We start from the raw sequence: 20743 nt of genomic DNA on the forward strand, positions 1-20743 counted from the left end.
TGTTCCAGAATGCCTGGATTGGTTTTATATTTCAACGAAGCAAACATGCTTCAGTAGAAAACACATAACGATTCAGGATGGAACAGGCTGCTCCACCCTTAATCAATATTTCCATGCCTATTTATTTTGATACAGGTCAGTCAGCACCTTGGACAAATCTGTGCTGATCAATTGCAGCAAGCTGATGACACGTGAATACTCCATACGTGTTGGCCCTAAAACCGCAATTGTTCCCAATTTCTCTTCGCCAATTGCATAGGTTGCAGTAATGAGGCTGCAATTCTCCATCGCTGAATTATCATTTTCCGTGCCAATTCTTACGTTAATCCCTGCCGGATTTTGTTTAATCAGCTGATATAAACCGTCCTCATGTTCAATCATGTTCATAAGGCTGCGGATTTTCGCAACATCGTTGAATTCTGGCTGACTTAGGATGTTGGTCTTGCCGCCAAAAAACACTTTTTCATGCGAAGGCAGGTTGAGCGTATCCGCAATCGAGTTTAGAAGGGTATCGTAGCTGCTTATATGCTGGCGCAACAGCATGGCGATCTCCTTGTAAATCTTTGAGTTAAGACTTGTGAGCGGGACTCCTGCCAAGCGTTCGTTTAGGATGTTGACCATTTTCTCAACATCAGAAGGATCGACACTTGTAGGGAAATTGAACATCCTGTTTTCAACATGCCCAGTGTCTGTCACGATAATGGCTATCGCAGTGTCCTTTGTCAACGGAACGATCTGAAGCTTCTTCAATCTGTTATCCTTAACAGCCGGACCTAACACAATTGAAGTATAATTCGTCATTTCAGACAGGATTTTTGCTGACTTCTGCACGATTTTTTCCAGCTCGTATATCCGTTCGGCAAAAATCGATTTAACCGCCGCCATATCTGAATGATTTACTTTTTGCGGCAGCAGAAGGTTATCCACATAGAAACGATATCCCTTTTCGGACGGAATCCTTCCTGAGGACGTATGGGTTTTTTCAATGAATCCCATATCCTCCAAATCCGCCATTTCATTTCGGATTGTCGCCGAACTGAAACTAATTTCTTCCTTTTTCGACAAGCTCCTTGAACCTATCGGTTGAGCTGAACGAATAAAGTCATCAACAATCACCTGCAAAATGAGCACCTGACGATCTGTTAACAACATCATCACCTCTGTTAGCACTCTATAAGAACGAGTGCTAATTCTAAAAATAATTTATCAATAAACGCTGAGGATGTCAATGATTTGATACCCCGATGAATGATTGAAAAACTTCATTACCGAGAAGGCGCCCTTGTCTTGTTAGTGAGATTTTATCTCCATCACTTTTCAGAAGGCCTTTCGCAGACCAATCCTTGATTTGACCCGCAAATAAATCGAGCGGATTCTGGCCAAATTTTTCCTCAAAGTGTCGAATCGAGACACCTTCAGTCTTTCGTAGGCCGAGGAACATTTCCTCTTCCATTTTTTCCTCAAGGGTCACTTTATGCGCATCCATGATCGGAAGTTTCCCTTTGGATAAAGGCTCCATATATTTTTTTAATGGTCCAAAATTGGACTGCCTGATTCCATCGACATACCCATGAGCCCCAGCACCAAACCCGTAATACTCTTCGTTGTTCCAATAGGTAAGGTTGTGTCTGCTTTCGAACCCTGGGACAGCGAAATTGCTGATTTCATATTGCCTCAGACCGGCGATTTCCATTTGATCCATTAGTGTTTCATACATTTCTGCTTCCGCGTCCTCACCTGGCAATGGGAGCTTGCCTTTTTGAAGTAAATTGTAGAACACTGTCTTGGGTTCAATTATTAGCGAATATCCTGAATAATGAACCAGCCCTAATCCAAGTGCTGTTTGAATTGATTCAATGAAATCCTGCTTTGTCTGACCTGGAAGGCTGTAAATCAAGTCAATGCTGATATTATCAAAACCTGCTGTTTTTGCATTTTCAATTGATTCAAATACATCCTTCGCCCGATGGCTGCGGCCGATTTTTTTCAAAAGTTCATCATTAAAAGTCTGTACTCCAAAACTCAGACGATTCACACCAGCATTCTTCAGGATGGCCAGCTTTTCTTTTGACAGGTCGCCCGGATTTGCTTCAAAAGTATATTCCGTATTTGTATCTATAGTAAGCTGTCTGTTGATGCCTGAAACTAGCTTATCCAATTGTTTTTCATTCAAGGCAGTTGGTGTGCCGCCACCGACAAATACCGTCTCCATTACCTGTTTGTTTAACGGCAGGCTCATTTCCTTTTCTAGCGCATGTAGGTATTCATCAACCGGCTGACCCTTCATGAATACCTTGTTGAAATCACAGTAATGGCAAATATGATGGCAGAAAGGGATATGGATGTATGCTGCTTTCATTTTTGTTCACTTCCTAAAGTGGCTTTTCAGACCAGGATTTAGATCCAGTTATTCTAAAGAAACCATGAATTTATTGAAAAAAGAGGCCAGAATCGCTTGCTTTAAACAAGCACATCCAGCCTCCCCTACTATTTTACTTCTTCGTATTGTTGTCGTCCATTTTCAAGACTGCCATGAAGGCTTCCTGCGGAACTTCTACTGAACCGACTTGCTTCATGCGCTTTTTACCTTCTTTTTGCTTCTCAAGAAGCTTACGTTTACGGGAGATATCTCCACCGTAACATTTTGCCAATACATTTTTACGCATCGCCTTGATTGTGGAACGGGCAACGATTTTCTGTCCGATCGCTGCCTGGATTGGCACCTCGAACTGCTGGCGTGGAATAAGGTCCTTGAGCTTATCTACAATTACCTTTCCGCGCTCATAAGCAAAATCATTATGGACGATGAAGCTCAAAGCATCCACTTTTTCAGCGTTAAGCAAGATATCCATCTTTACAAGCTTGGAAGTCTTGTACCCGATTAGTTCATAATCGAAGGACGCATAGCCTTTCGTGCTTGATTTTAGCTGATCGAAGAAATCATAAACGATTTCTGACAGCGGAATTTCATACACGATGCTGACACGCGTTTCGTCCATATACTGCATATCGATGAAGATGCCGCGCTTTTCCTGGCAAAGCTCCATGATCGCCCCAACATAGTCATTCGGCGCCATCATTGTAGCTTTTACATAAGGCTCTTCAACACGGTCTATTTTTTGAGGATCAGGCATATTAGAAGGGTTATCTACCTTCAATTCAGTACCATCAGTCATGATTACATCATAGATAACACTTGGCGCTGTCGTGATCAAATCGATTTTGAATTCGCGTTCGATACGCTCCTGGATGATTTCCATATGAAGAAGTCCCAGGAATCCACAACGGAAACCGAAGCCTAATGCTTGTGAAGTTTCAGGCTCGAATTGCAGCGCTGAATCGTTAAGCTCCAATTTTTCAAGGGCTTCCCTTAAATCATTGAATTTAGCTGAATCAATTGGATACAGTCCGCAATAAACCATCGGATTCAAGCGGCGGTAACCTGGAAGCGGTTCAGACGCGCCATTTTTCGCATTCGTAATCGTATCACCGACACGTGTGTCGCCAACGTTTTTGATTGCAGCAGTCAAGAAGCCTACATCTCCGACAGTCAGTTCACCTGCAGGAGTTGCTTTTGGAGTGAATACTCCAACTTCCGTTACTTCAAATTCTTTGCCTGTCGCCATCATCTTGACTTTGTCGCCCACTTTTACGGTGCCATCGACGACACGGATATAAGCGACTACGCCGCGGTATGCGTCATACAAAGAGTCGAAGATCAAGGCTTTTAAAGGAGCTTCAGGGTCTCCTTGTGGAGCAGGAACCTTCTCAACGATTTGCTCAAGAATATCCTCAATCCCGATTCCCGCTTTAGCTGAGGCAAGAACAGCTTCAGAAGCATCCAGACCGATCACATCTTCAATTTCATTCCTGACACGCTCAGGATCCGCACTTGGCAAATCGATTTTATTGATGACCGGCACGATTTCCAAGTCATTGTCGATTGCAAGATATACATTCGCCAATGTCTGTGCCTCGATTCCCTGTGCCGCATCGACAACAAGAACCGCTCCCTCACATGCTGCAAGGCTTCGGGAAACCTCGTAGGTGAAATCGACGTGCCCTGGAGTATCAATCAAATGGAAAGTATAAAGCTCTCCATCCTTTGCTTGGTACTTCAATTGTACTGAGTTCAGTTTTATCGTAATTCCACGCTCACGCTCAAGGTCCATCGAATCCAAAAGCTGATCCTTCATCTCACGTGCAGTCAATGCATTCGTCTTTTCAAGGATACGGTCAGCCAGCGTCGACTTACCATGGTCAATATGGGCGATAATCGAAAAATTCCGTATTTTACTTTGTCTATTAAGTCTATCTTCTCTGTTCATTGCGTTCACTCCTACTATACTCGCGCATGTACACTATTGTTGATTATATCAGCAGGAATATCAAGATTCAATAAATAATAGTGGAAGTCAGGCAGTGAAGGGGTGCCGTCCTAGTCTAAAGATACCCTTATGATTGGCTTTCCGGTCGCATAAGGGCACCTTTCCGGGATAATGATACCCTTATGATTGGCTCTTCAGCCGCATAAGGGCACCTTTCCGGGATAATGATACCCTTATGATTGGCTTTCCGGTCGCATAAGGGCACCTTTCCGGGATAATGATACCCTTATGATTGGCTTTTCAGCCACATAAGGGCACCTTTCCGGGATAATGATACCCTTATGATTGGCTTTTCAGCCACATAAGGGCACCTTTCGCAGCTAATTAATCCTGGAATGCAATCCTACATACTCCTAGATTAGATTCCTAAACAAAAAACAGCGGGCCAAAGCCCGCTGCCACTCACTTCCCTGTTATCAATTCCACAGTTTTCTCGACGATAGCGGAGACTCCATCGGCCAGATTTTTTCCTATTGATGAAAAGAGGTTGAATGCTTTCATTTCTTCTAGTTTTTTCCGCTTTTGTTCCAAGTCATGGCTGGAGACGTCATTTCCTAATATGGCTGTTTCGAAGGTCCCGTTTTCCTTTTCTTCTATGCTGAACGCACTTTTGAGTTCAGGGTCTTCGTAGCCTTTCATTTTATGGATGCCTTCATTTGCCTGCTGCATGCCGAACAATACGGATATGAACATTAAAGAAGCTAGCATAAAGCATTTAAGCATGAACATTTTCATCTCAATCACCTAACCGAATTTTTATTGTTTGTCAGGAGGCTGCTGCGCTGGCGCTCCTACTTTTTCCGCCTGCCAGTAGAATTCACTGAATACGTCTGCAAGTGCATCGGCAGACCTGTTCAGTTCTTCAAATGTGTTGTCAACGCCGCCAAACTCTATTAGCAGTGCATTTCCGGACAAGTCCTGATTGAATTTGCCATTCGTCGAGGCACCTTTTTTCTCGATGATTCCCCTGCTTAAACCCTTGCCGTATTTTTTATCGAGGAGATTATGCAGTTCTCGCGCGAGAGCAAGGTTTTTTTCATAATTGGCATTTTCCCCTCCAATGACAAATGCAAGTTTGGCATAAGGCTTGCCATTTATCTGGATCGTCGTTTTATCTTTGCGATATCCATCTCGGTGGATATCAATAAAGTATTGAAGGTTCCGGTCTCCAGCCATCGCGGCTTCCACAACCGGCCGTGATTCCTGATAGGCTTTTCCAAACCCAAGCCCTTTCTTGCTGAGATTGGCCATTACGTCCGTTTTATCTACCGTTGTTCCGACGCCTCGCTGTTCCAGGCTCTTTTTCAGCTGGTCACCTATCTTCGTGACATTCACCTGTGAGTGATAGGCCTTATTCGGATCAGTCACACCCTTAAGATAAGGGAGATAAGATTCTCTTGTGTGTGTAAAATAAATATAGACTGCTTTACGGTCTCCAGTGGATAACGGAGGTGCTGCCGTATCTTCAGGATTACCCGTATCTAAACCTTCCGTGTTTTGCAGCGCCGCTTCCTGCTCTGCTTTCAATACATCGACAGGGGGAGCTGATTCCATTGGCATGTTCGTATAATTTGTTCCTTCACCGGCGACTAGTATCTTCCCGTCAAAAAGCGAGAAACCCGGTAGTTCCCTGCCAAGCAAGCTCCGTGGATCATCCAGATTGATATTGGTAGAAAGCTTGAACATGACATTCGTGAGCTTCGGTGTCTCATATTCCTCTGGGAGCGCCTGAAGAAATTGATGGTTTTCCCAGCCCATTAAACTGAAAAGCAGTTGCCCATTCAGATTGTTTGCGGCCTGATTAACAGAATCCGAGGTGATCCTATATTCAGGCTTTAGCGAAGTCATCACTCCGCTTATGGAAAAAATCCCAATGAGAAAGAACACAAATGCTAATGCGGCTTTTACTACTTGAGTCCCTTGGACGGCTACAATTATTCCAGATCGTTTATTAAATCTCATTGTTCCACCTCTCTAATGCAAGTCTAGTAAATGTTATGACTTTGCTAGAGAAGATAGAACTTCGAATCCTTCCGTAACGAATTTGAAATAAATCTAATAGAATATATCCTAATGTGTATACATGCCTGTATTGTCCTGGTCTACCTTCGTATGCAGCGCTGAATTGAGGCCGCTGGCAATCAGGTTGGCCATATCATCTATGAACACATCGACTTCTTTAGGAGTCACCATAAGGTTATGGCCTAAAGGGGATAAAACCTCATAAATAAGCTTACGTTTCTCTTCGTCTTCGAGTGTTCCAATCATTCCAAGGAATGTTTGACGATGTTCAGCTTCCGGCAGGTCTTCTTCTGTCAGCTTCTTTCTTTTGCCAAAACTCATACCCGCCGGCACTAGTGACCTAGAAGGCTGATCACCTTCTCTCATTTCCTTTCCAAAATGTTTTAAAATGAAATCGATCGTGTCACTTGTAATCGAAACCGCATCCACTACTGTTGGAACTCCAATCGCTATCACTGGAATGCCTAAAGTTTCTTTGCTTATTTCCTTCCTTTTATTACCTACGCCTGATCCAGGATGGATGCCTGTATCTGAAATTTGTATCGTCGAATTGACTCTTTCGATGGAACGTGAAGCAAGGGCATCGATTGCAATGACAAAGTCTGGCTTCGTTTTCTCGACGACGCCAAAAATAATATCAGAAGTCTCTATCCCAGTTAGCCCCATGACTCCCGGAGAAAGCGCGCTAACAGAGCGATATCCTTCTTCGACACTCTCAGGCTGGAGATCGAACAGGTGCTTAGTAACAAGTAAATTTTCACAGACGAGAGGCCCTAAAGCATCAGGTGTGACATTCCAGTTCCCTAGACCAACAACAAGGCAGGATGCATCTTCCTTGATGCCAGATTGTTTGATAAAATGGGCAAATTCGTTTGCGAATACTTTTTCTACTTTCCCCTGCAGCTCGGTATCCTGCTGGCGAATGCCGACCACTTCGATTGTCAAATATTGCCCCTGTTTTTTGCCAAGGCTCTTTTCTCCCTCAGCCGTCACTTCTACTAGTGAAATCTTTATATCATTTTCTTCTTTTTCTTTTATAATGACGCCTTCAATATGTGAGAGATTTTCCTGGGTATGGACGGTTGCTGCCTGGTCTGCCAGCACCATCTCCCTCGCTTCCACAGCCAGGTCAGTCCTGATTGAATACATGCTTAAGTCTACTGGTTCCTTCATTGTTGCATTCCTCCCAATAACAGTTTGGCTGCAATACAGCATACTATTTCCTATCTTTTCCTTTTACATAAAAAAACATTCACGATACACTAGACTTAAGTTAAAGCAGAGTATTGCATTATTAACCCCTGTTTGATAAAATATCATTTGTTCTTAATAAAATAAGAAATGTACTGGAAATGTCGAGTTCCATAAAATCTCGATGCTTTTTTAGGAGGTGAACGGAATGCCAAACATTAAATCTGCAATCAAACGCGTAAAAACTAGTGAAGCGAGCAAAGCTCAAAACATTACTGTGAAATCTACTATGCGTACAGCAGTTAAAAAAGCAGAAGCAGCAATCGTGAACAACGATACTGAAGCAAAAGTTTCTTTCGCTGAAGCAGCTAGCAAGCTTGACAAAGCAGCAGCTAAAGGTCTTATCCACAAAAACGCAGCTTCCCGCAAAAAAGCCCGTTTAATGAAAAAATTAAACGCTAACGGCTAATTTTAAATGCTAAATGCAAATAAAAAAACGACCTTCATAGGTCGTTTTTTTATTTTGCTCTTTTCTCAAACTTTATTGCTATCGAATACAAAATGGAATTGAATCACCTATGTTTCTTCACAAGGTCAACTTTATTTATGATAAAAGAGAGTGCAAACTTAATACCGACCTGCAAAATGGGTATTTATTTCGTTAAGATCGGCTTTAGGATTTTAACAACAAATCTTTACGAAAACAGCCTTATGTAAAATCATTTCCTGCCGTTAATCTGGAATAAGATCATTTCAATCAACATTTCCTTTTTCATGCCGCCAGTTTTCATTTGGTAATCCGCGTCAGCGAGAAGCTTCATGATTCTGGTCAATTCCTCATCAGAAAACGCTCCTGCCTGCCCCGCTGCCAATTTCACCCTGAATGGATGGACTTTCAAGGTCCCGGCAATCTGCTGCTGGCCATACCCTTTTCGAGCAAGCTCCTTCACCTGGTATATCAGCCTAAATTGACCTGTAATTACCGCAAGTATTTTTATTGGTTCCTCGTTTTGTTTTAACAAATCATAATAAATCCTTAAGGCAGCCTCTACATTGCGGTGGACAACCTTGTCGACCAGCGAGAAGATATTCTGCTCCAACGACCTTGAAGTCAGTCGGTCAACAATCTCCCTGCTGATTGGCTCGTTTTCCCCCGCATAAAGCGCAAGTTTATCGATTTCAGAAGTCAGCATGAACAAATTCGTACCCGCAAGCGTCAATAGAAGCTCGATTGCATCATTATCAATTATAGCTCCATTTATCTGCGCGCGTTCTTTTACCCAGGATTTAGTTTCTTGTTCACTCATCTTCTTGGCTTCGATGACCGTAGCTTTCCGCTTTAACTCCTTCGTCACTTTCTTTCGTTCGTCCAATTTCTCGTAAGGTGCAGAAAAAACAACGATTGAGTATGGCGCAGGCTGTGAAAGATATTCCTCCAGTTTCGCTAGGTTATGCTCAACCTTTCCTTTTGACTTTTCCGATGTCAAAAATACAGGATTTTGGAGGATGACTAATCGTTTCTCTCCCATGAACGGGAAAGTTTCAGCATCTTCCAGCGCTGCCTCAATTGGTGTTTCCTCTAAATCGTAAACTGAATAGTTGAAATCTTTCTCTTCGTCATCCAAAACATTGTCCACCAGAAGCTGTCTTGTTTCATTTATTAAAAAGGTTTCTGTTCCAAACATTAAATAAACAGGATCCACCTGTTTTTTGCTTATTTTTTTCCAAATGTCCAATACCACTTTTTTCCGCTCCGTTCAATCCAGTTTTGCCATATATCTATCGTAAAGAAGCTTGGACATTTTGACAAGCATTCTAAGGGAATTGGCCCCCTATCCGGACCAATTCCCCTATTTATATTGAACGCTGAGATATAAGGCCTAGGATACTTATATCTCAACGGTGCATCATGGTAAGATTATTTTAGCCGAAGACGGGAAAAGTATTTGTGACAACTCTTGGTACATTGACACATGTATAGAAAGGCAACAAACCTTGGTTTAATTTTTCAATTGGCTCTTTTCTCAAACTTTGTTGATATTGAATGCAAATTTGGAATGAATTACCTATATTACTTCGTAAAATTGACACTTCATATGATAAAAGAGCGTGCAAACTTCATACCAACCTGCAAAATGGGTATATATTACGTTAAAATCGGCTTTAGGATTTTAACAATAATCGTTACGAAAACAGCCTTTCAATTACAATGCTGCGCAGAGAACACTGGATTTTTTAATTTGAATCGCTTATACTATTATAGAATTATTAGGGGGGATTGACTGTGAATCAATTCGAAGAAAATGTCCAAAGTAATCGCAATGACGCTGTTGACTCAGGTGTTGGATTCATCGTTTCTTTTGGATTCTTTGCAACAATGTTCATTATTGCGACAGTCGTGCAGTTAATCGGGAGTTAATCACGGCTACATAGGATAAACCTTTGGAGACTGCATTTGACAAAATGCAGTCTCTTATCATGTTCATGTGATTTTCGGGGGAGAGAACTATTTGTTCTTGCTATATACTATGGAAGTTGTGTCGTAAACGTTCCTGAATTGTCTTTAAACCTGTAAATGATTGCACCATCTTCATCGGTCCTGAAAATCTGCATGCCACGTTCTTCTATCCTTTTGATGACTTCTTCACCGGGATGGCCATACCGGTTATTCTCTCCTACAGAAATGACTGCAAAATCTGCGTTCGTTCTTTCCAGAAAAAGTTCTGAACTGGAGTATTTGCTGCCATGATGCCCGATCTTTAAAATATCTATGTCAATGTCCTTTATTTTCCTGGCCATTGAATTTTCTCCTTCAATGCCCAGATCCCCTGTAAAAAGCCACTTTTTTCCACCAATAGCTGCAAGCAGCACAATTGACTGGTCGTTTCGCTCCCCAACGGTTTCGCTTGGATTAAGAATCATAAATTCTCCTCCAGCCGTTGTCCATCCAGTGCCTAAACCAGCTACATAAATGTCTGTTCCCTTCTTTCTGGCAATCTCGATAATATCCTCCTCTAATACAGATCTATCTGAAACACGCGGTACTATCAGCTGTTTTACGCGTATTTCCTCCAACAAAGCAACAGCTCCCCCTATATGATCCATGTCCCCGTGGGTCAAAATCAATTTATCCACCGTCCTGACCCCTACACTTTTTAAATATGGAACGACGATTTTCTTGCCGGGATCATACTGACTGCCTTTCTGCTGCCATTTTTCTTTTTCGAAAGGCATGACACCTCCAGTATCTATAAGATAATTGCCCTGATTATACGGCATCCTGATGAAGAAGCTGTCACCCTGCCCGACATCCAGGAAAGTGATTTGCCCGTGTGGATTCAAATACGGCAATGATATTTGCATGAAGAGAGGAAGTAACGGCAAGGTAAAAAGCCATAGAGGAGGTTTTAACTTATTAAAAATAAAACCTTCCCATTTGAAAAAAAATAGTGGAATCAAAATGATTTGCAGAATAAGTAAAAATGGCTCAAGCTTACCAATAATCATGGTTGACATCGGGAGCTCAGACAGTTTTATGGCTAAAAGGTTTACATGGTGTACGAGGTTCTCCAAGAAGTACAAATAAAAGGAAGGCAACACTCCCAGAAGCAACAAAATTACATAGGAAATCAACAAAAGCGGAAGCAATACGAAAGAGAAGAGCGGCACGAACAGGAGATTGGCAAAAATCGATATGGCAGAGACTTCATAGAAAGAAGCAAGGATGACAGGAAGGCTTGACAGCTGAGCTATAAAAGAGGCAGCAGCAGTCTGCTTTACAAACGAATTAAAACCTTTCAGAATAACCGGTGCTGAAATGACCAGAGAGAAGCTGACGGCGAAAGAGAGTTGAAACCCTGTATCAAAGATGATACTCGGCTGGATAAGTGCCATAAGCATAAAGGCTGCTGAAACTGCATCAAGGGGCGTCATGCGGAGCGATATTCGCCGTGAGCCAATCAATATGATCAGCATCGCGGCTGCCCTGACTACCGGAGGAGCTAGCCCGGTAATAACTGCGTAAACAGGCAGGTAGGCCATTAACAAAATTTCAGTTTTTTCCTTAGTCACCCCCATCCTGATGCAAATAAAATAAATCATACCTGTAAACAAGCCAACATGCAGGCCGGAAATAGCAAGTAAATGGACGATCCCTATTTTCTGGTAAGATCGTTCTGTTTCGGGGTTGAAGAAACTTCTTTCTCCAAAAACCAGCGCTGCAGCGAGGGCGGAAGTTTCATCTGGCAAAGTGTCTTTTATCCTGGCAATTTCATTATGTCGAAAGGCTTTTAATGCAGTAAAAATTCCATCGGATTGTTGATAACAGGTTTCCAGAGACAATTTGCCGACATCAAAGATCCAGAAAATATCGTTTAGTTGAAGATAATCTTTGTAATCGAATGCATTGGGATTTCGTGCAGGAGATGGACGATTGAGGACCCCTGACGCTGCACATGCCATTCCAGGAGTAAGAAGTGTTTGGATAATTTGTTGTTCGGTATTTGACTTGATTCTGTATTTGACAACCAGTTTTTCATTAGCAGGCAATACTAATCCGTAAGCAAAAAGCAAGTCACCGTCCAGTTTGATTTCATCGTCAAATAATATCAGGAAGTTTTTTTCATTGCCAGTTAAAATTGATTCAGAATGTGACTCTGAATACCCCGCGACCATAAAAATGAGGTAGCAGCCCGCCATAAGCACAAGTGTGGAAGCAGGGAGTTTCTTCAGTTTTTTTAACAGAATCATGTTAAACAGGAACAATCCCCCGTATATGAACTTGTTTTCAGTAATGGTCAGAAGACCCAGTAAGGAGACAGCTGCAAGGTAAAACAGCTGCCCTTTAATAGGCCAAAATCGATTTGGCAACATATTCTCTTTTCCTTTATTAAGTTATTTAGATAGGTTCTTTTCTCAAACTTTGTTGCTATTGAATACAAAATTGGAGTGAATTACCTATATTCCTTCGTAAAATTGACGCTTCTTATGAGAAATGAGCATGCAAACTTAGTACCGACCTGCAAAATGGGTATATATTACGTTAAAATCGGCTTTAGGATTTTAACAACAATCTTTACGAGAACAGCCTTTAGATAAGTGGACAACCTCTACATCCCTTAAGAAAAGTTCATTATACTTGTTAGGATAGGCGCTGCGGTATACGATTCTTGTAATCCCTGACTGTGCAAGTGTCTTGGAGCATTTTTCACAAGGCTCGTGGGTAACAAAGGCTGTTGCTCCCTTTAAAAGCCCTCTGTCGGCATGGATGACGGCATTCTCTTCAGCGTGAAGGGTCCTTATGCATCTTCCTTGTTCGTTAATCAGGCAGCCGACATCCTCACAATGGTCATGGCCATGTATGGAGCCGTTGTAACCAGTTGATACAATGTGCTTGTCCTTTACAATGACACAGCCTACATGCAGCCTGGGGCAGGTAGAGCGTGTCCCAACTTCTTCAGCGATATCCAAAAAGTATTCATCCCAACTCTTTCGTTCCATGCTGTAATCCCCCTTTAATTGCTCAAAAAATGTACAGGTATTTAAATAAACCCTTCCATGTCTCTAATTTTAATACTTATCATCAAAGAGTCAATTTCAATGCAGCTACTTTACCGAAATCAGGCCCTTCAATTTCTCGAAAGTTTTATCACCAATTCCGCTGATTTCTTTTAAATCCTCGATAGATTTGTACGGACCATTCGTTTCGCGGTATTCAATAATGGCCTCTGCTTTTGCAGGACCTATCCCCGGCATGTCTGGAGCTCACTGGACCCGGCAGAGTTCAAATTCACTGTCCCATTTCCTGCCGTCTCCCCCACCTGTACAGGCAGAGCAGCATTAACATTCTCGCCGATATGCGGCACATATATCGCCATTTCGTCCTGTACATATAACGCGAAATTGATGGCAGCCGGATCGGCGTCCTTTGCAAGCCCTCCTGCCAGTTCAATTAGGTCAACCACCCTTCCTCCCTCATTGATTTCGTAAACGCCAGGGTTTACGACTGCGCCTTTGATGTCAGCCATCATGACCATTATTTTTTTATCGACATTCGATTCATCTTTTTCATCACTGTTAGTTTCGACATCTGCAACCATAGCTAAAGTTCCTTCATTCATTTCAGTCAATTCATTTTCTTTATCAAAGGATGAATAAAGAAAAAATAATACAGCCGTTATTCCTGCAATAACATAGATTTTGTTTTCTCTGATCCAGTCCACAAACGGTCAACACCTTTCTATATGTCATAAACTAAAATTTGAAATCATATGGATATAGGAGAATAAATGTACGAAGGAGGGAAGGGTTATGAAAATAGGGATTATAGGCACAGGGAATATGGGGAGAATTCTCGCCGAAGCTCTCATTGATGGGAATGCCGTTTCCCCTTCTTCAATGATGATCACAAATAGGACGTTATCAAAAGCTTTAGAGATTCAAAAAATATATCCAGGCTTATCAGTTGGCGAGAATGCGGTAGAAGTTGCTGATAACGCTGATGCAATTTTCGTATGCGTTAAACCCCATCATGTTTTAGGAGTCCTCGAGACCATCAATCCTGTGCTCACAAAGGATAAATGTGTAATCTCCATAACAAGCCCAATTAGTGTAGGGCAAATAGAAAGCAAAGTGGATTGTTCTGTCATGAGAATCATTCCAAGCATTACAAACAGAGCGCTTGCAGGTATCTCACTTTTCTCGTTTGGAACTCGATGCACGACCGAATGGAGGGAAGCATTATTTACCCTTTTCAAAAAGGTTTCTGTTCCACTGGAAATCGAGGAGAATATCACAAGAGTGGCATCAGATATTGTCAGCTGCGGCCCAGCTTTCTTCAGTCACCTTGTTCAGAGTTTTATCAATGGGGCGGTCAAGGAAACGGAAATTGATCAGGAAACTGCCACCAAACTATCAAGTGAGATGCTGATTGGTTTAGGAGAATTATTGAGTCAAAATCATTACACTTTACAAACTTTACAGGAAAAGGTTTGCGTTAAAGGCGGCATAACAGGAGAAGGAATCAAGGTACTTGAAAGCGAAACAGGAGATATGTTTGAACAGATATTTCAGGCTACACATAAAAAATTTGCAGAAGAACTGGAAAAAATGAAGGAACAATTCGGTCCCTAAAAGATTTCGCTATTGGCCTTTATAATCCTCCTATATAAATGTGACAAATTTAGTACAAGAAAGAGGGTGTCTTAAAGTAAAAACTTTAGGACACCCTCTTTTTTAGGACGGCTTGTAAAAAATAGTCCGTTGATTTCCGTTCCAGGCGCTTCGCTTTCCGCGGGGCTGGCGGTGAGCCTCCTCACCGCCGTTGGCGTCTGCGGGGTCTCACCTGTCCAGCTGATCCCGCAGGAGTCTTCGCGCCTTCCACTCCAATCAACTCAGAGTTTTATATTACTATGCACTTCTATTGTTTTTACTGAATTGAATTCAATCGAACTTTTGAGTGTGGCTTTTTCCTATTCACAGCTTTTTCATAGCAAAAAACAACCGTTCTGCTGTTTGCTCGGGGGCTTTAAGTGAATAGTCCCCGGTAATCTCAATACTCTCAAAGCCGGCTTGCTCTAACCATTTCACATAGGAATCCTTGGGATATGTACGCTGGTAATGCAATTCATCGACTCGGTCATACTTTCCGGTTTCTTCATCCAGGACGAAAAAGGTGAGCTCATGTTCAACACTGTGAGCGCCTTCTCCCTTGAAGCTATTCCAAATATATGTGATGTCTTCATCATCCCAGGTAAATGTCGCGTCTGCGAAAATCTGTTCCATTTTATAGACAGAATGGACATCAAACAGGAATAAGCCCCCTTTTTTCAAAAGGCGGGACACCCCTTGGAATGTCTGGCGGACTGCCTGTTCATCCTCTAAATAATTCAGCGAATCACAAAAGATGCCAATGATATCAAATTCACCTAAATCATCAAGCTCTGTCATGTCCTGCTGAAAAAATTGTATTGGCAACGATAGCGCCTGAGCTTTCGACTGGGCTACTGAGAGCATATCACTTGATAAATCCGCGCCGGTCACATCAAAGCCTTTTTGCGCAAATCTTACAGATAGCTCCCCGGTTCCGCATGCGAGATCGAGGAGCTTCATTCCGTTCACTTGATATTTCTCTTTGTATGCCTCTACAATCGAAACCCATTCATCATAGGGAACATCCTGCATGAGCTCATCATACAAATAAGCGAACCTTTCGTAAGACATTAATTAAGCTCACTCTGCACGTTTTCGATCGGAGCATCTCCCCATAGGCGCTCAAGGTTATAGTAGCTTCGCTCTTCTTTGTGGAAGACATGGACAACAACATCACCGATATCGATCAGCACCCACCTTGCTTCGTCAAAACCTTCCATTCTCTTAAGATTATATCCCTGCTCTTCTGCTTTTTCCCTGATTTCACGGGCAATAGCCTGTACCTGCTTATCAGAATTCCCGTGGCAGATGACAAAGTAATCGGCAATCAATGAGATGCCTTTCATATTCAGTACCATAATATCTTCTGCTCTTTTATCGTCTGCTGCTTTTACCGCTGTTATTAATAATTCGCGCTCACTCATTAAATCAACCTCCTGAATTTTGTACGATGCTGTTGTATGCATTAAATGTATCTGGAAAGACCGGCTGGTTTTTCTTCATTAAAAATTGAATTGTATTTTTCATGGATTGAATCAATGCTCTGTCCAAATCATTCTCTGCCAGTTCCCTTACTTCATCCACTCCTGGAAAATGGCGGCCTGGCTCAATATAATCAGCCAGATAGATGACTTTATCAAGAAGCGTCATGCCAATCCTTCCTGAAGTATGGTAACGGATGGCATCAAGAATTTCCTTGTCCTCGATTCCGGCTTCCTTTTCTGCGAGGAACGCCCCGACTGGCGCATGCCAGAGTTCACTGTTAAACTCAAGCAAGATTGCAGGCATTTTTTGTTCCTCAATGATTTGTCTCATTTCATTCTTCGGGCGGAATTTAGCATAATCATGAAAAATAGCAGCCAGTTCCGCTTTTTTAAGATCTGCTCCATATTTCCCGGCCAGCTTGAAGGCTGTCTCCATCACGCCAAGAGTATGCTGATAGCGGTGTTCAGTTAGTTGTGGCTTCACAATCTGAAGTGCTTGTTCACGTTCCATATAAACCATGCTCCTCTATATAAACCCTAACCGGATCGGGCAGCAGATAACGTATGCTTCGGCCGTCCATCACTCTTTCTCTAATCATACTTGAAGAGATATCCATTTGCGGTGTCTCAGCATAAAGAATATCATATGGTGTTTCAGTATTGTATGATGGTCTGCTGACACCCACAAACTTGACCATTTTCAATAATTCATCTATTTTATGCCATTTGGGCAGATATTCAACCATATCACTACCAATGATAAAGTGGAAGTCGGTTTCTTTATACATATCTTTTAATATTTTCATCGTTTCATACGTGTAAGATCGGCCGCTTCTCTCAAGTTCTGCCTTTTCAATCCTGAATTGCTCGTTACCTGCGATCGCAAGCTCGAGCATAGCCAGTCTGTCTGAATGGCTGATGGGCTCATCTACAGTTTTGTGCGGCGGCACCTGATTTGGCATGAACCAAACCTCATCAAGTCCATAAGCATGTAACACTTCATTCGCAATTACTAAATGTCCGGTATGCGGCGGGTTGAAAGTTCCGCCTAAAATGCCGACTTTTTTCAAACAGGCACCTCCCAGTATTTATCTTGGAAGAACGATTTGCTTATTTTCACGGGACTCTTTATATAAAACAATGGTATTACCAATTACCTGGACAAGCTCCGCTTTAGCACCACGAGACAGCTGTTCAGCCACAGTATCCCTATCCTCATCACAGTTCTGCAGGATGCTGACCTTAATCAACTCTCTCGCTTCCAGCACATCTGCGATTTGCTTGATCATATTTTCATTTACCCCACCTTTTCCAACTTGAAAAATCGGAGTAAGATGATGGGCTTTCGATCTTAAAAAACGTTTCTGCTTACCTGTTAACATATGTTAACCTCCTAAATTTCTTAAAACATTCATTTCCATTCTATCAACGTCAGGAAAAATCCCTGTCCATATCTCAAAAGCAAGCGCTCCCTGGAACACAAACATTCCTACACCATTCTGGACAGCAGCTCCCCTTCTGGAAGCTTCTTTTAAAAACTTTGTTTGCAATGGATTATAAATTATATCACTAACTATCGTATTTTGGGCTATGTTTTCAGGAGACAGCGGCAAATTTTCTGTATCAGGCACCATACCAATAGAAGTTGTCTGTATGATTAGCTGATATTCAGCAAGTGACTTTTCAGCCGCTTCTCGGCCAATAACATTTGATTCCACTTTGAAAGGGCAAGAGTTGACAAGCTCTTCAGCCTTATCAAGAGTGCGATTATACAGGTCAATTCGCTCAATCCCAGCCTGGGCCATTGAAAAGTAAATGGCTCTTGAAGCACCACCTGCACCAATAATCAAAGCTGATCTTGAACCAAGATCAGCAGCGATATATTCAAGCCCTTTAACAAAGCCAGGACCATCAGTATTATAGCCTACAAGAAGGCCATTTTCGTTTTTGACTGTGTTGACCGCTCCTATCGCTCTTGCCAAAGGATCAACTTTATCCAGGAGAGAGATGATATCTGTTTTATGTGGAATTGTTACATTGAATCCACTCACGCCCAGCGCTTTCAAGCCTTTCACAGCCGTCTCTAGATTCCCCTTGCTCACATGGAAAGGCAAATAAACCGCATCTATTCCATAAAGATCAAATAAATCATTATGCATGGCAGGAGACATCGAATGAGAGATAGGATCTCCGATGACACCGAACAACTTTTTCATTACATCTCCCGCCCTTTCTTTTTGATTTGGTCCTGCTAAACAACGCTCCTAAATAAGTGACCTTCTCAGCATTACATGAACACCTTTAGGAACATGCGCCGCGATTTTTGCGCCCGCATCATTGACCGTTATCCAACCAAGTCCTGAAAATACAACATCGGTTTTGGCTTCCTTAATTGTGAACTCATGTCGGACAAGTTCGGGGAATTCATCCATCTGCTCACGCCGCGGCGGTGTCAGAAGCTCACCAGCATGATTCTTATACAGCTCATCCGCCTTTTCAAGCTTTGTTCGATGAATGTTGATTTCATTCGGCACATAGCATGAAAAGGACCTTCTCCCGCCTGATATATAATCGAAACGTGCCAGACCGCCGAAAAACAGCGTCTGCTCTTCATTCAATTGGTACACCTTCGGCTTGATTTCTTTTTTAGGTGTGATGAACTTTAAATCACGCTTATCCACGTAGTGCGCCATCTGATGATGGTTGATGATACCTGGTGTATCAACAATCGCTTTTCCGTCCTCAAGCGGTATTTCTATCATATCAAGTGTAGTTCCCGGAAAGTGAGAAGTGGTGATCACATCGCCTTCCCCTGTCACTTCCTTAATAATTCTATTGATAAAAGTAGATTTCCCTACATTTGTACAGCCTACAATATAAACATCCTTGCCATTGCGATATTCATCTATTGCCGCAGCAGCTTCCCTGATATTATATCCTTTTGCAGCACTGACGAGGGATACATCAATCGGATTAAGTCCCAATTCCCTGGATTCCTTCTTCATCCAGTCAATCAACTTTCGCTGCTTGACCGATTTAGGAACAAGATCCGCTTTATTGCCGATCAATAATACTGGATTTTTCCCTGCGAAACGCTGGATCCCTGGCAGCCAGCTCCCATTGAAGTCAAAAATATCAACAATCTTGACAATCAGGGCATCCTTGCTGCTAAGTTCATTCAATATTTTTAAAAAGTCGTCATCCGTCAGGCTAACATCCTGGATCTCATTATAATTTTTCAAGCGGAAGCATCTCTGGCATACCACAACCTCTTTTTCTAATGAAGAGGCCGGCGCATACCCTAATTCCTCTGGATTTTCCGTCTGGATTTTGACACCACAGCCTGTACAGTTAAATTGCTCACTCAAATCTTAGTCCTCCCAATTCAGCTTTCCTTTTTTCCTGAACCAATTTAAAATTCTTCTTTCTACTTTCCTGTTGAACCTAGTCACAAACCCATCCGTCTGCGCAACCGGAACAACGAGAATCGTATGGAAGCCGCTTCTGTTGCCGCCGAGTACATCGGTTAAAAGCTGGTCACCAATCACGACCGTTTCTTCTTTTCGCAATCCCATTTGCATTAATGCTTTATTAAATGCACGAGTCATCGGTTTTCTCGCCTGAAATATGAATGGTATTTTTAGTGGATCGGAAAATGACCTGACTCTTTTCTCATTATTATTTGAAACAATTGTTACGAGTATTTCATGTTTCCTCATATTTTCAAACCACTCGATGAGCTTTGGGGTCGCAAGCGGCCGATCCCACTCAACGAGTGTGTTATCAAGATCTGTTATGATGCCCTTCACGCCTTTGTCTTTTAGGCTTTCGGGCGTGATTTCAAATATACTTTTCACATGCTGATCCGGCAAAAAATGCTTTAGCAATTTCATTACACCTCATTAATTAAATTCCTATCATACCGTTAACATCATACCCAATTTTATCCTCGTATTCAAAACAAACATTTAAATGGATAGGAAATAAAGAAAAATACCCGATGAAGGTCGACAAAAACACCATTTATTCGCTTAGCTTCAACTTTTTTTAAAATATTCCAAAAAACTTTTCGACAAAATCCAACGATTTCCAATCCTGTGGATAACCTTATTCACATAACACACATTGATTTTATTAATAATTTCCCATTTATAAACAAATTAATCACAGGTTATCCACTGCCAACTGTGGATAATTAGAACAGTTGTTCTCCGAGTTTCATTCTGCTAGAGTAAGGGTAGAACGAAATAACTTACAATTATATGCAATTAACATCTGTTTTAGAAGATCCTTTTGGGGGTGAATGACTGGAATGCGTAAACTGTCGGACGAGCTGTTGATCGAGTCTTATTTTAAAGCAAGAGAATTGAATTTAAGCTATGAGTTTATTCGTTTGATTGAAACGGAAATCCACCGGCGTTCATTATCTAACCGAATTAAAGCCTCATCCTGACAGCCCCTAAAAGGGCTTTTTTTTTGAGCTAAACGTAATAGAAAAGGATAAAGGCA

Annotated in this window: 22 protein-coding genes and 1 pseudogene; 4 read left to right on the forward strand and 19 right to left on the reverse strand. The window is 42.0% G+C overall.

What is annotated here, in order from left to right; all coding sequences use genetic code 11:
- Positions 1–117: 117 nt before the first annotated feature.
- From hrcA to gpr, 6 genes are all read right to left on the reverse strand, one after another.
- Positions 118–1149 (reverse strand): heat-inducible transcriptional repressor HrcA, encoded by a 1032-nt coding sequence (hrcA, locus tag AC0VX7_RS17110; protein ID WP_475428190.1) that lies wholly within the window; start codon positions 1147–1149, stop codon positions 118–120.
- A 76-nt stretch (positions 1150–1225) separates the two neighbouring features.
- A complete protein-coding gene (gene hemW / locus AC0VX7_RS17115) occupies positions 1226–2359 on the reverse strand; it encodes a radical SAM family heme chaperone HemW (protein ID WP_475425162.1) in 1134 nt (377 codons plus the stop codon).
- Between the two features lie 133 nt (positions 2360–2492).
- On the reverse strand, positions 2493–4328 hold the full coding sequence (gene lepA / locus AC0VX7_RS17120) for a translation elongation factor 4 (RefSeq protein WP_475425163.1): 1836 nt from the start codon (positions 4326–4328) through the stop codon (positions 2493–2495).
- A 462-nt stretch (positions 4329–4790) separates the two neighbouring features.
- The gene (locus tag AC0VX7_RS17125; protein WP_475425164.1) at positions 4791–5123 is read right to left on the reverse strand and encodes a YqxA family protein; all 333 of its coding nucleotides are present in this window, start codon (positions 5121–5123) and stop codon (positions 4791–4793) included.
- 21 nt (positions 5124–5144) lie between these two features.
- Positions 5145–6350: a stage II sporulation protein P gene (spoIIP, locus tag AC0VX7_RS17130; protein WP_215036339.1), complete on the reverse strand. Its 1206-nt coding sequence runs from the start codon at positions 6348–6350 to the stop codon at positions 5145–5147.
- Positions 6351–6458: 108 nt separating this feature from the next.
- A complete protein-coding gene (gene gpr, locus AC0VX7_RS17135) occupies positions 6459–7583 on the reverse strand; it encodes a GPR endopeptidase (RefSeq protein ID WP_475425165.1) in 1125 nt (374 codons plus the stop codon).
- A gap of 226 nt (positions 7584–7809) precedes the next feature.
- On the opposite strand from gpr, the gene rpsT reads away from it, so the two are divergent.
- On the forward strand, positions 7810–8070 hold the full coding sequence (gene rpsT, locus AC0VX7_RS17140) for a 30S ribosomal protein S20 (RefSeq protein WP_215036337.1): 261 nt from the start codon (positions 7810–7812) through the stop codon (positions 8068–8070).
- Between the two features lie 250 nt (positions 8071–8320).
- Here the strand turns inward: rpsT and holA are convergent, their stop codons facing one another.
- On the reverse strand, positions 8321–9343 hold the full coding sequence (holA, locus tag AC0VX7_RS17145; protein WP_475425166.1) for a DNA polymerase III subunit delta: 1023 nt from the start codon (positions 9341–9343) through the stop codon (positions 8321–8323).
- Between the two features lie 542 nt (positions 9344–9885).
- Between holA and AC0VX7_RS17150 the strand changes: the two genes are divergently transcribed.
- Positions 9886–10020, forward strand: coding sequence for a YqzM family protein (locus AC0VX7_RS17150; RefSeq protein WP_023627242.1), 135 nt, complete (start codon positions 9886–9888; stop codon positions 10018–10020).
- A gap of 107 nt (positions 10021–10127) precedes the next feature.
- Here the strand turns inward: AC0VX7_RS17150 and AC0VX7_RS17155 are convergent, their stop codons facing one another.
- From AC0VX7_RS17155 to AC0VX7_RS17170, 4 genes are all read right to left on the reverse strand, one after another.
- Positions 10128–12473, reverse strand: coding sequence for a DNA internalization-related competence protein ComEC/Rec2 (locus tag AC0VX7_RS17155; protein ID WP_475425167.1), 2346 nt, complete (start codon positions 12471–12473; stop codon positions 10128–10130).
- A gap of 189 nt (positions 12474–12662) precedes the next feature.
- A complete protein-coding gene (locus AC0VX7_RS17160; protein ID WP_475425168.1) occupies positions 12663–13100 on the reverse strand; it encodes a deoxycytidylate deaminase in 438 nt (145 codons plus the stop codon).
- 105 nt (positions 13101–13205) lie between these two features.
- Positions 13206–13355 (reverse strand): ComEA family DNA-binding protein, encoded by a 150-nt coding sequence (locus AC0VX7_RS17165; protein WP_475425169.1) that lies wholly within the window; start codon positions 13353–13355, stop codon positions 13206–13208.
- The gene (locus AC0VX7_RS17170) at positions 13343–13822 is read right to left on the reverse strand and encodes an SLBB domain-containing protein (RefSeq protein WP_475425170.1); all 480 of its coding nucleotides are present in this window, start codon (positions 13820–13822) and stop codon (positions 13343–13345) included. Before AC0VX7_RS17170 ends, AC0VX7_RS17165 begins: the two co-directional genes overlap by 13 nt.
- An 88-nt stretch (positions 13823–13910) precedes the next feature.
- Here AC0VX7_RS17170 and comER point away from each other — a divergent pair, with 88 nt between their 5' ends.
- On the forward strand, positions 13911–14732 hold the full coding sequence (comER, locus tag AC0VX7_RS17175; protein ID WP_475425171.1) for a late competence protein ComER: 822 nt from the start codon (positions 13911–13913) through the stop codon (positions 14730–14732).
- 342 nt (positions 14733–15074) lie between these two features.
- On the opposite strand, the gene AC0VX7_RS17180 is transcribed toward comER, so the two are convergent.
- The 8 genes and pseudogenes from AC0VX7_RS17180 to AC0VX7_RS17215 all read right to left on the reverse strand — a co-directional run bounded on the left by AC0VX7_RS17180 (position 15075) and on the right by AC0VX7_RS17215 (position 20121).
- On the reverse strand, positions 15075–15821 hold the full coding sequence (locus tag AC0VX7_RS17180) for a class I SAM-dependent DNA methyltransferase (RefSeq protein WP_475425172.1): 747 nt from the start codon (positions 15819–15821) through the stop codon (positions 15075–15077).
- Positions 15821–16174 (reverse strand): ribosome silencing factor, encoded by a 354-nt coding sequence (rsfS, locus tag AC0VX7_RS17185; RefSeq protein ID WP_041965185.1) that lies wholly within the window; start codon positions 16172–16174, stop codon positions 15821–15823. Before rsfS ends, AC0VX7_RS17180 begins: the two co-directional genes overlap by 1 nt.
- Positions 16175–16178: 4 nt before the next feature.
- Positions 16179–16718 carry a bis(5'-nucleosyl)-tetraphosphatase (symmetrical) YqeK gene (gene yqeK / locus AC0VX7_RS17190; RefSeq protein ID WP_475428191.1) on the reverse strand — a complete coding sequence of 180 codons (540 nt, stop codon included), beginning with the start codon at positions 16716–16718 and terminating at the stop codon, positions 16179–16181.
- A pseudogene (locus AC0VX7_RS17195) lies at positions 16699–17304 on the reverse strand (nicotinate-nucleotide adenylyltransferase). The gene yqeK and the pseudogene AC0VX7_RS17195 overlap by 20 nt, the downstream one beginning before the upstream one ends.
- An 18-nt stretch (positions 17305–17322) precedes the next feature.
- Positions 17323–17616, reverse strand: a complete 294-nt coding sequence (gene yhbY / locus AC0VX7_RS17200) for a ribosome assembly RNA-binding protein YhbY (RefSeq protein ID WP_041965182.1) — start codon at positions 17614–17616, stop codon at positions 17323–17325.
- A gap of 3 nt (positions 17617–17619) precedes the next feature.
- Positions 17620–18450: a shikimate dehydrogenase gene (gene aroE, locus AC0VX7_RS17205; protein ID WP_475425173.1), complete on the reverse strand. Its 831-nt coding sequence runs from the start codon at positions 18448–18450 to the stop codon at positions 17620–17622.
- A gap of 48 nt (positions 18451–18498) precedes the next feature.
- Positions 18499–19602, reverse strand: a complete 1104-nt coding sequence (yqeH, locus tag AC0VX7_RS17210; protein WP_475425174.1) for a ribosome biogenesis GTPase YqeH — start codon at positions 19600–19602, stop codon at positions 18499–18501.
- Positions 19603–19605: 3 nt separating this feature from the next.
- A complete protein-coding gene (locus AC0VX7_RS17215; protein ID WP_475425175.1) occupies positions 19606–20121 on the reverse strand; it encodes a YqeG family HAD IIIA-type phosphatase in 516 nt (171 codons plus the stop codon).
- A 425-nt stretch (positions 20122–20546) separates the two neighbouring features.
- On the opposite strand from AC0VX7_RS17215, the gene sda reads away from it, so the two are divergent.
- Positions 20547–20687: a sporulation histidine kinase inhibitor Sda gene (gene sda / locus AC0VX7_RS17220; protein ID WP_102265137.1), complete on the forward strand. Its 141-nt coding sequence runs from the start codon at positions 20547–20549 to the stop codon at positions 20685–20687.
- The last annotated feature ends 56 nt before the right edge of the window (positions 20688–20743 follow it).

Source organism: Mesobacillus sp. QJM3NY_10, assembly GCF_056173465.1.

What these genes read in the sequence shown, in the direction of transcription:
- hemW (WP_475425162.1), bottom strand. Translation starts at nt 2,359, where the DNA reads ATGAAAGCAGCATACATCCATATCCCTTTCTGCCATCATATTTGCCAT.
- lepA (WP_475425163.1), bottom strand. Translation starts at nt 4,328, where the DNA reads ATGAACAGAGAAGATAGACTTAATAGACAAAGTAAAATACGGAATTTT.
- AC0VX7_RS17125 (WP_475425164.1), bottom strand. Translation starts at nt 5,123, where the DNA reads ATGAAAATGTTCATGCTTAAATGCTTTATGCTAGCTTCTTTAATGTTC.
- spoIIP (WP_215036339.1), bottom strand. Translation starts at nt 6,350, where the DNA reads ATGAGATTTAATAAACGATCTGGAATAATTGTAGCCGTCCAAGGGACT.
- gpr (WP_475425165.1), bottom strand. Translation starts at nt 7,583, where the DNA reads ATGAAGGAACCAGTAGACTTAAGCATGTATTCAATCAGGACTGACCTG.
- rpsT (WP_215036337.1), top strand. Translation starts at nt 7,810, where the DNA reads ATGCCAAACATTAAATCTGCAATCAAACGCGTAAAAACTAGTGAAGCG.
- AC0VX7_RS17155 (WP_475425167.1), bottom strand. Translation starts at nt 12,473, where the DNA reads ATGTTGCCAAATCGATTTTGGCCTATTAAAGGGCAGCTGTTTTACCTT.
- AC0VX7_RS17160 (WP_475425168.1), bottom strand. Translation starts at nt 13,100, where the DNA reads ATGGAACGAAAGAGTTGGGATGAATACTTTTTGGATATCGCTGAAGAA.
- AC0VX7_RS17165 (WP_475425169.1), bottom strand. Translation starts at nt 13,355, where the DNA reads ATGCCGGGGATAGGTCCTGCAAAAGCAGAGGCCATTATTGAATACCGC.
- comER (WP_475425171.1), top strand. Translation starts at nt 13,911, where the DNA reads ATGAAAATAGGGATTATAGGCACAGGGAATATGGGGAGAATTCTCGCC.
- AC0VX7_RS17180 (WP_475425172.1), bottom strand. Translation starts at nt 15,821, where the DNA reads ATGTCTTACGAAAGGTTCGCTTATTTGTATGATGAGCTCATGCAGGAT.
- rsfS (WP_041965185.1), bottom strand. Translation starts at nt 16,174, where the DNA reads ATGAGTGAGCGCGAATTATTAATAACAGCGGTAAAAGCAGCAGACGAT.
- yhbY (WP_041965182.1), bottom strand. Translation starts at nt 17,616, where the DNA reads ATGTTAACAGGTAAGCAGAAACGTTTTTTAAGATCGAAAGCCCATCAT.
- aroE (WP_475425173.1), bottom strand. Translation starts at nt 18,450, where the DNA reads ATGAAAAAGTTGTTCGGTGTCATCGGAGATCCTATCTCTCATTCGATG.
- sda (WP_102265137.1), top strand. Translation starts at nt 20,547, where the DNA reads ATGCGTAAACTGTCGGACGAGCTGTTGATCGAGTCTTATTTTAAAGCA.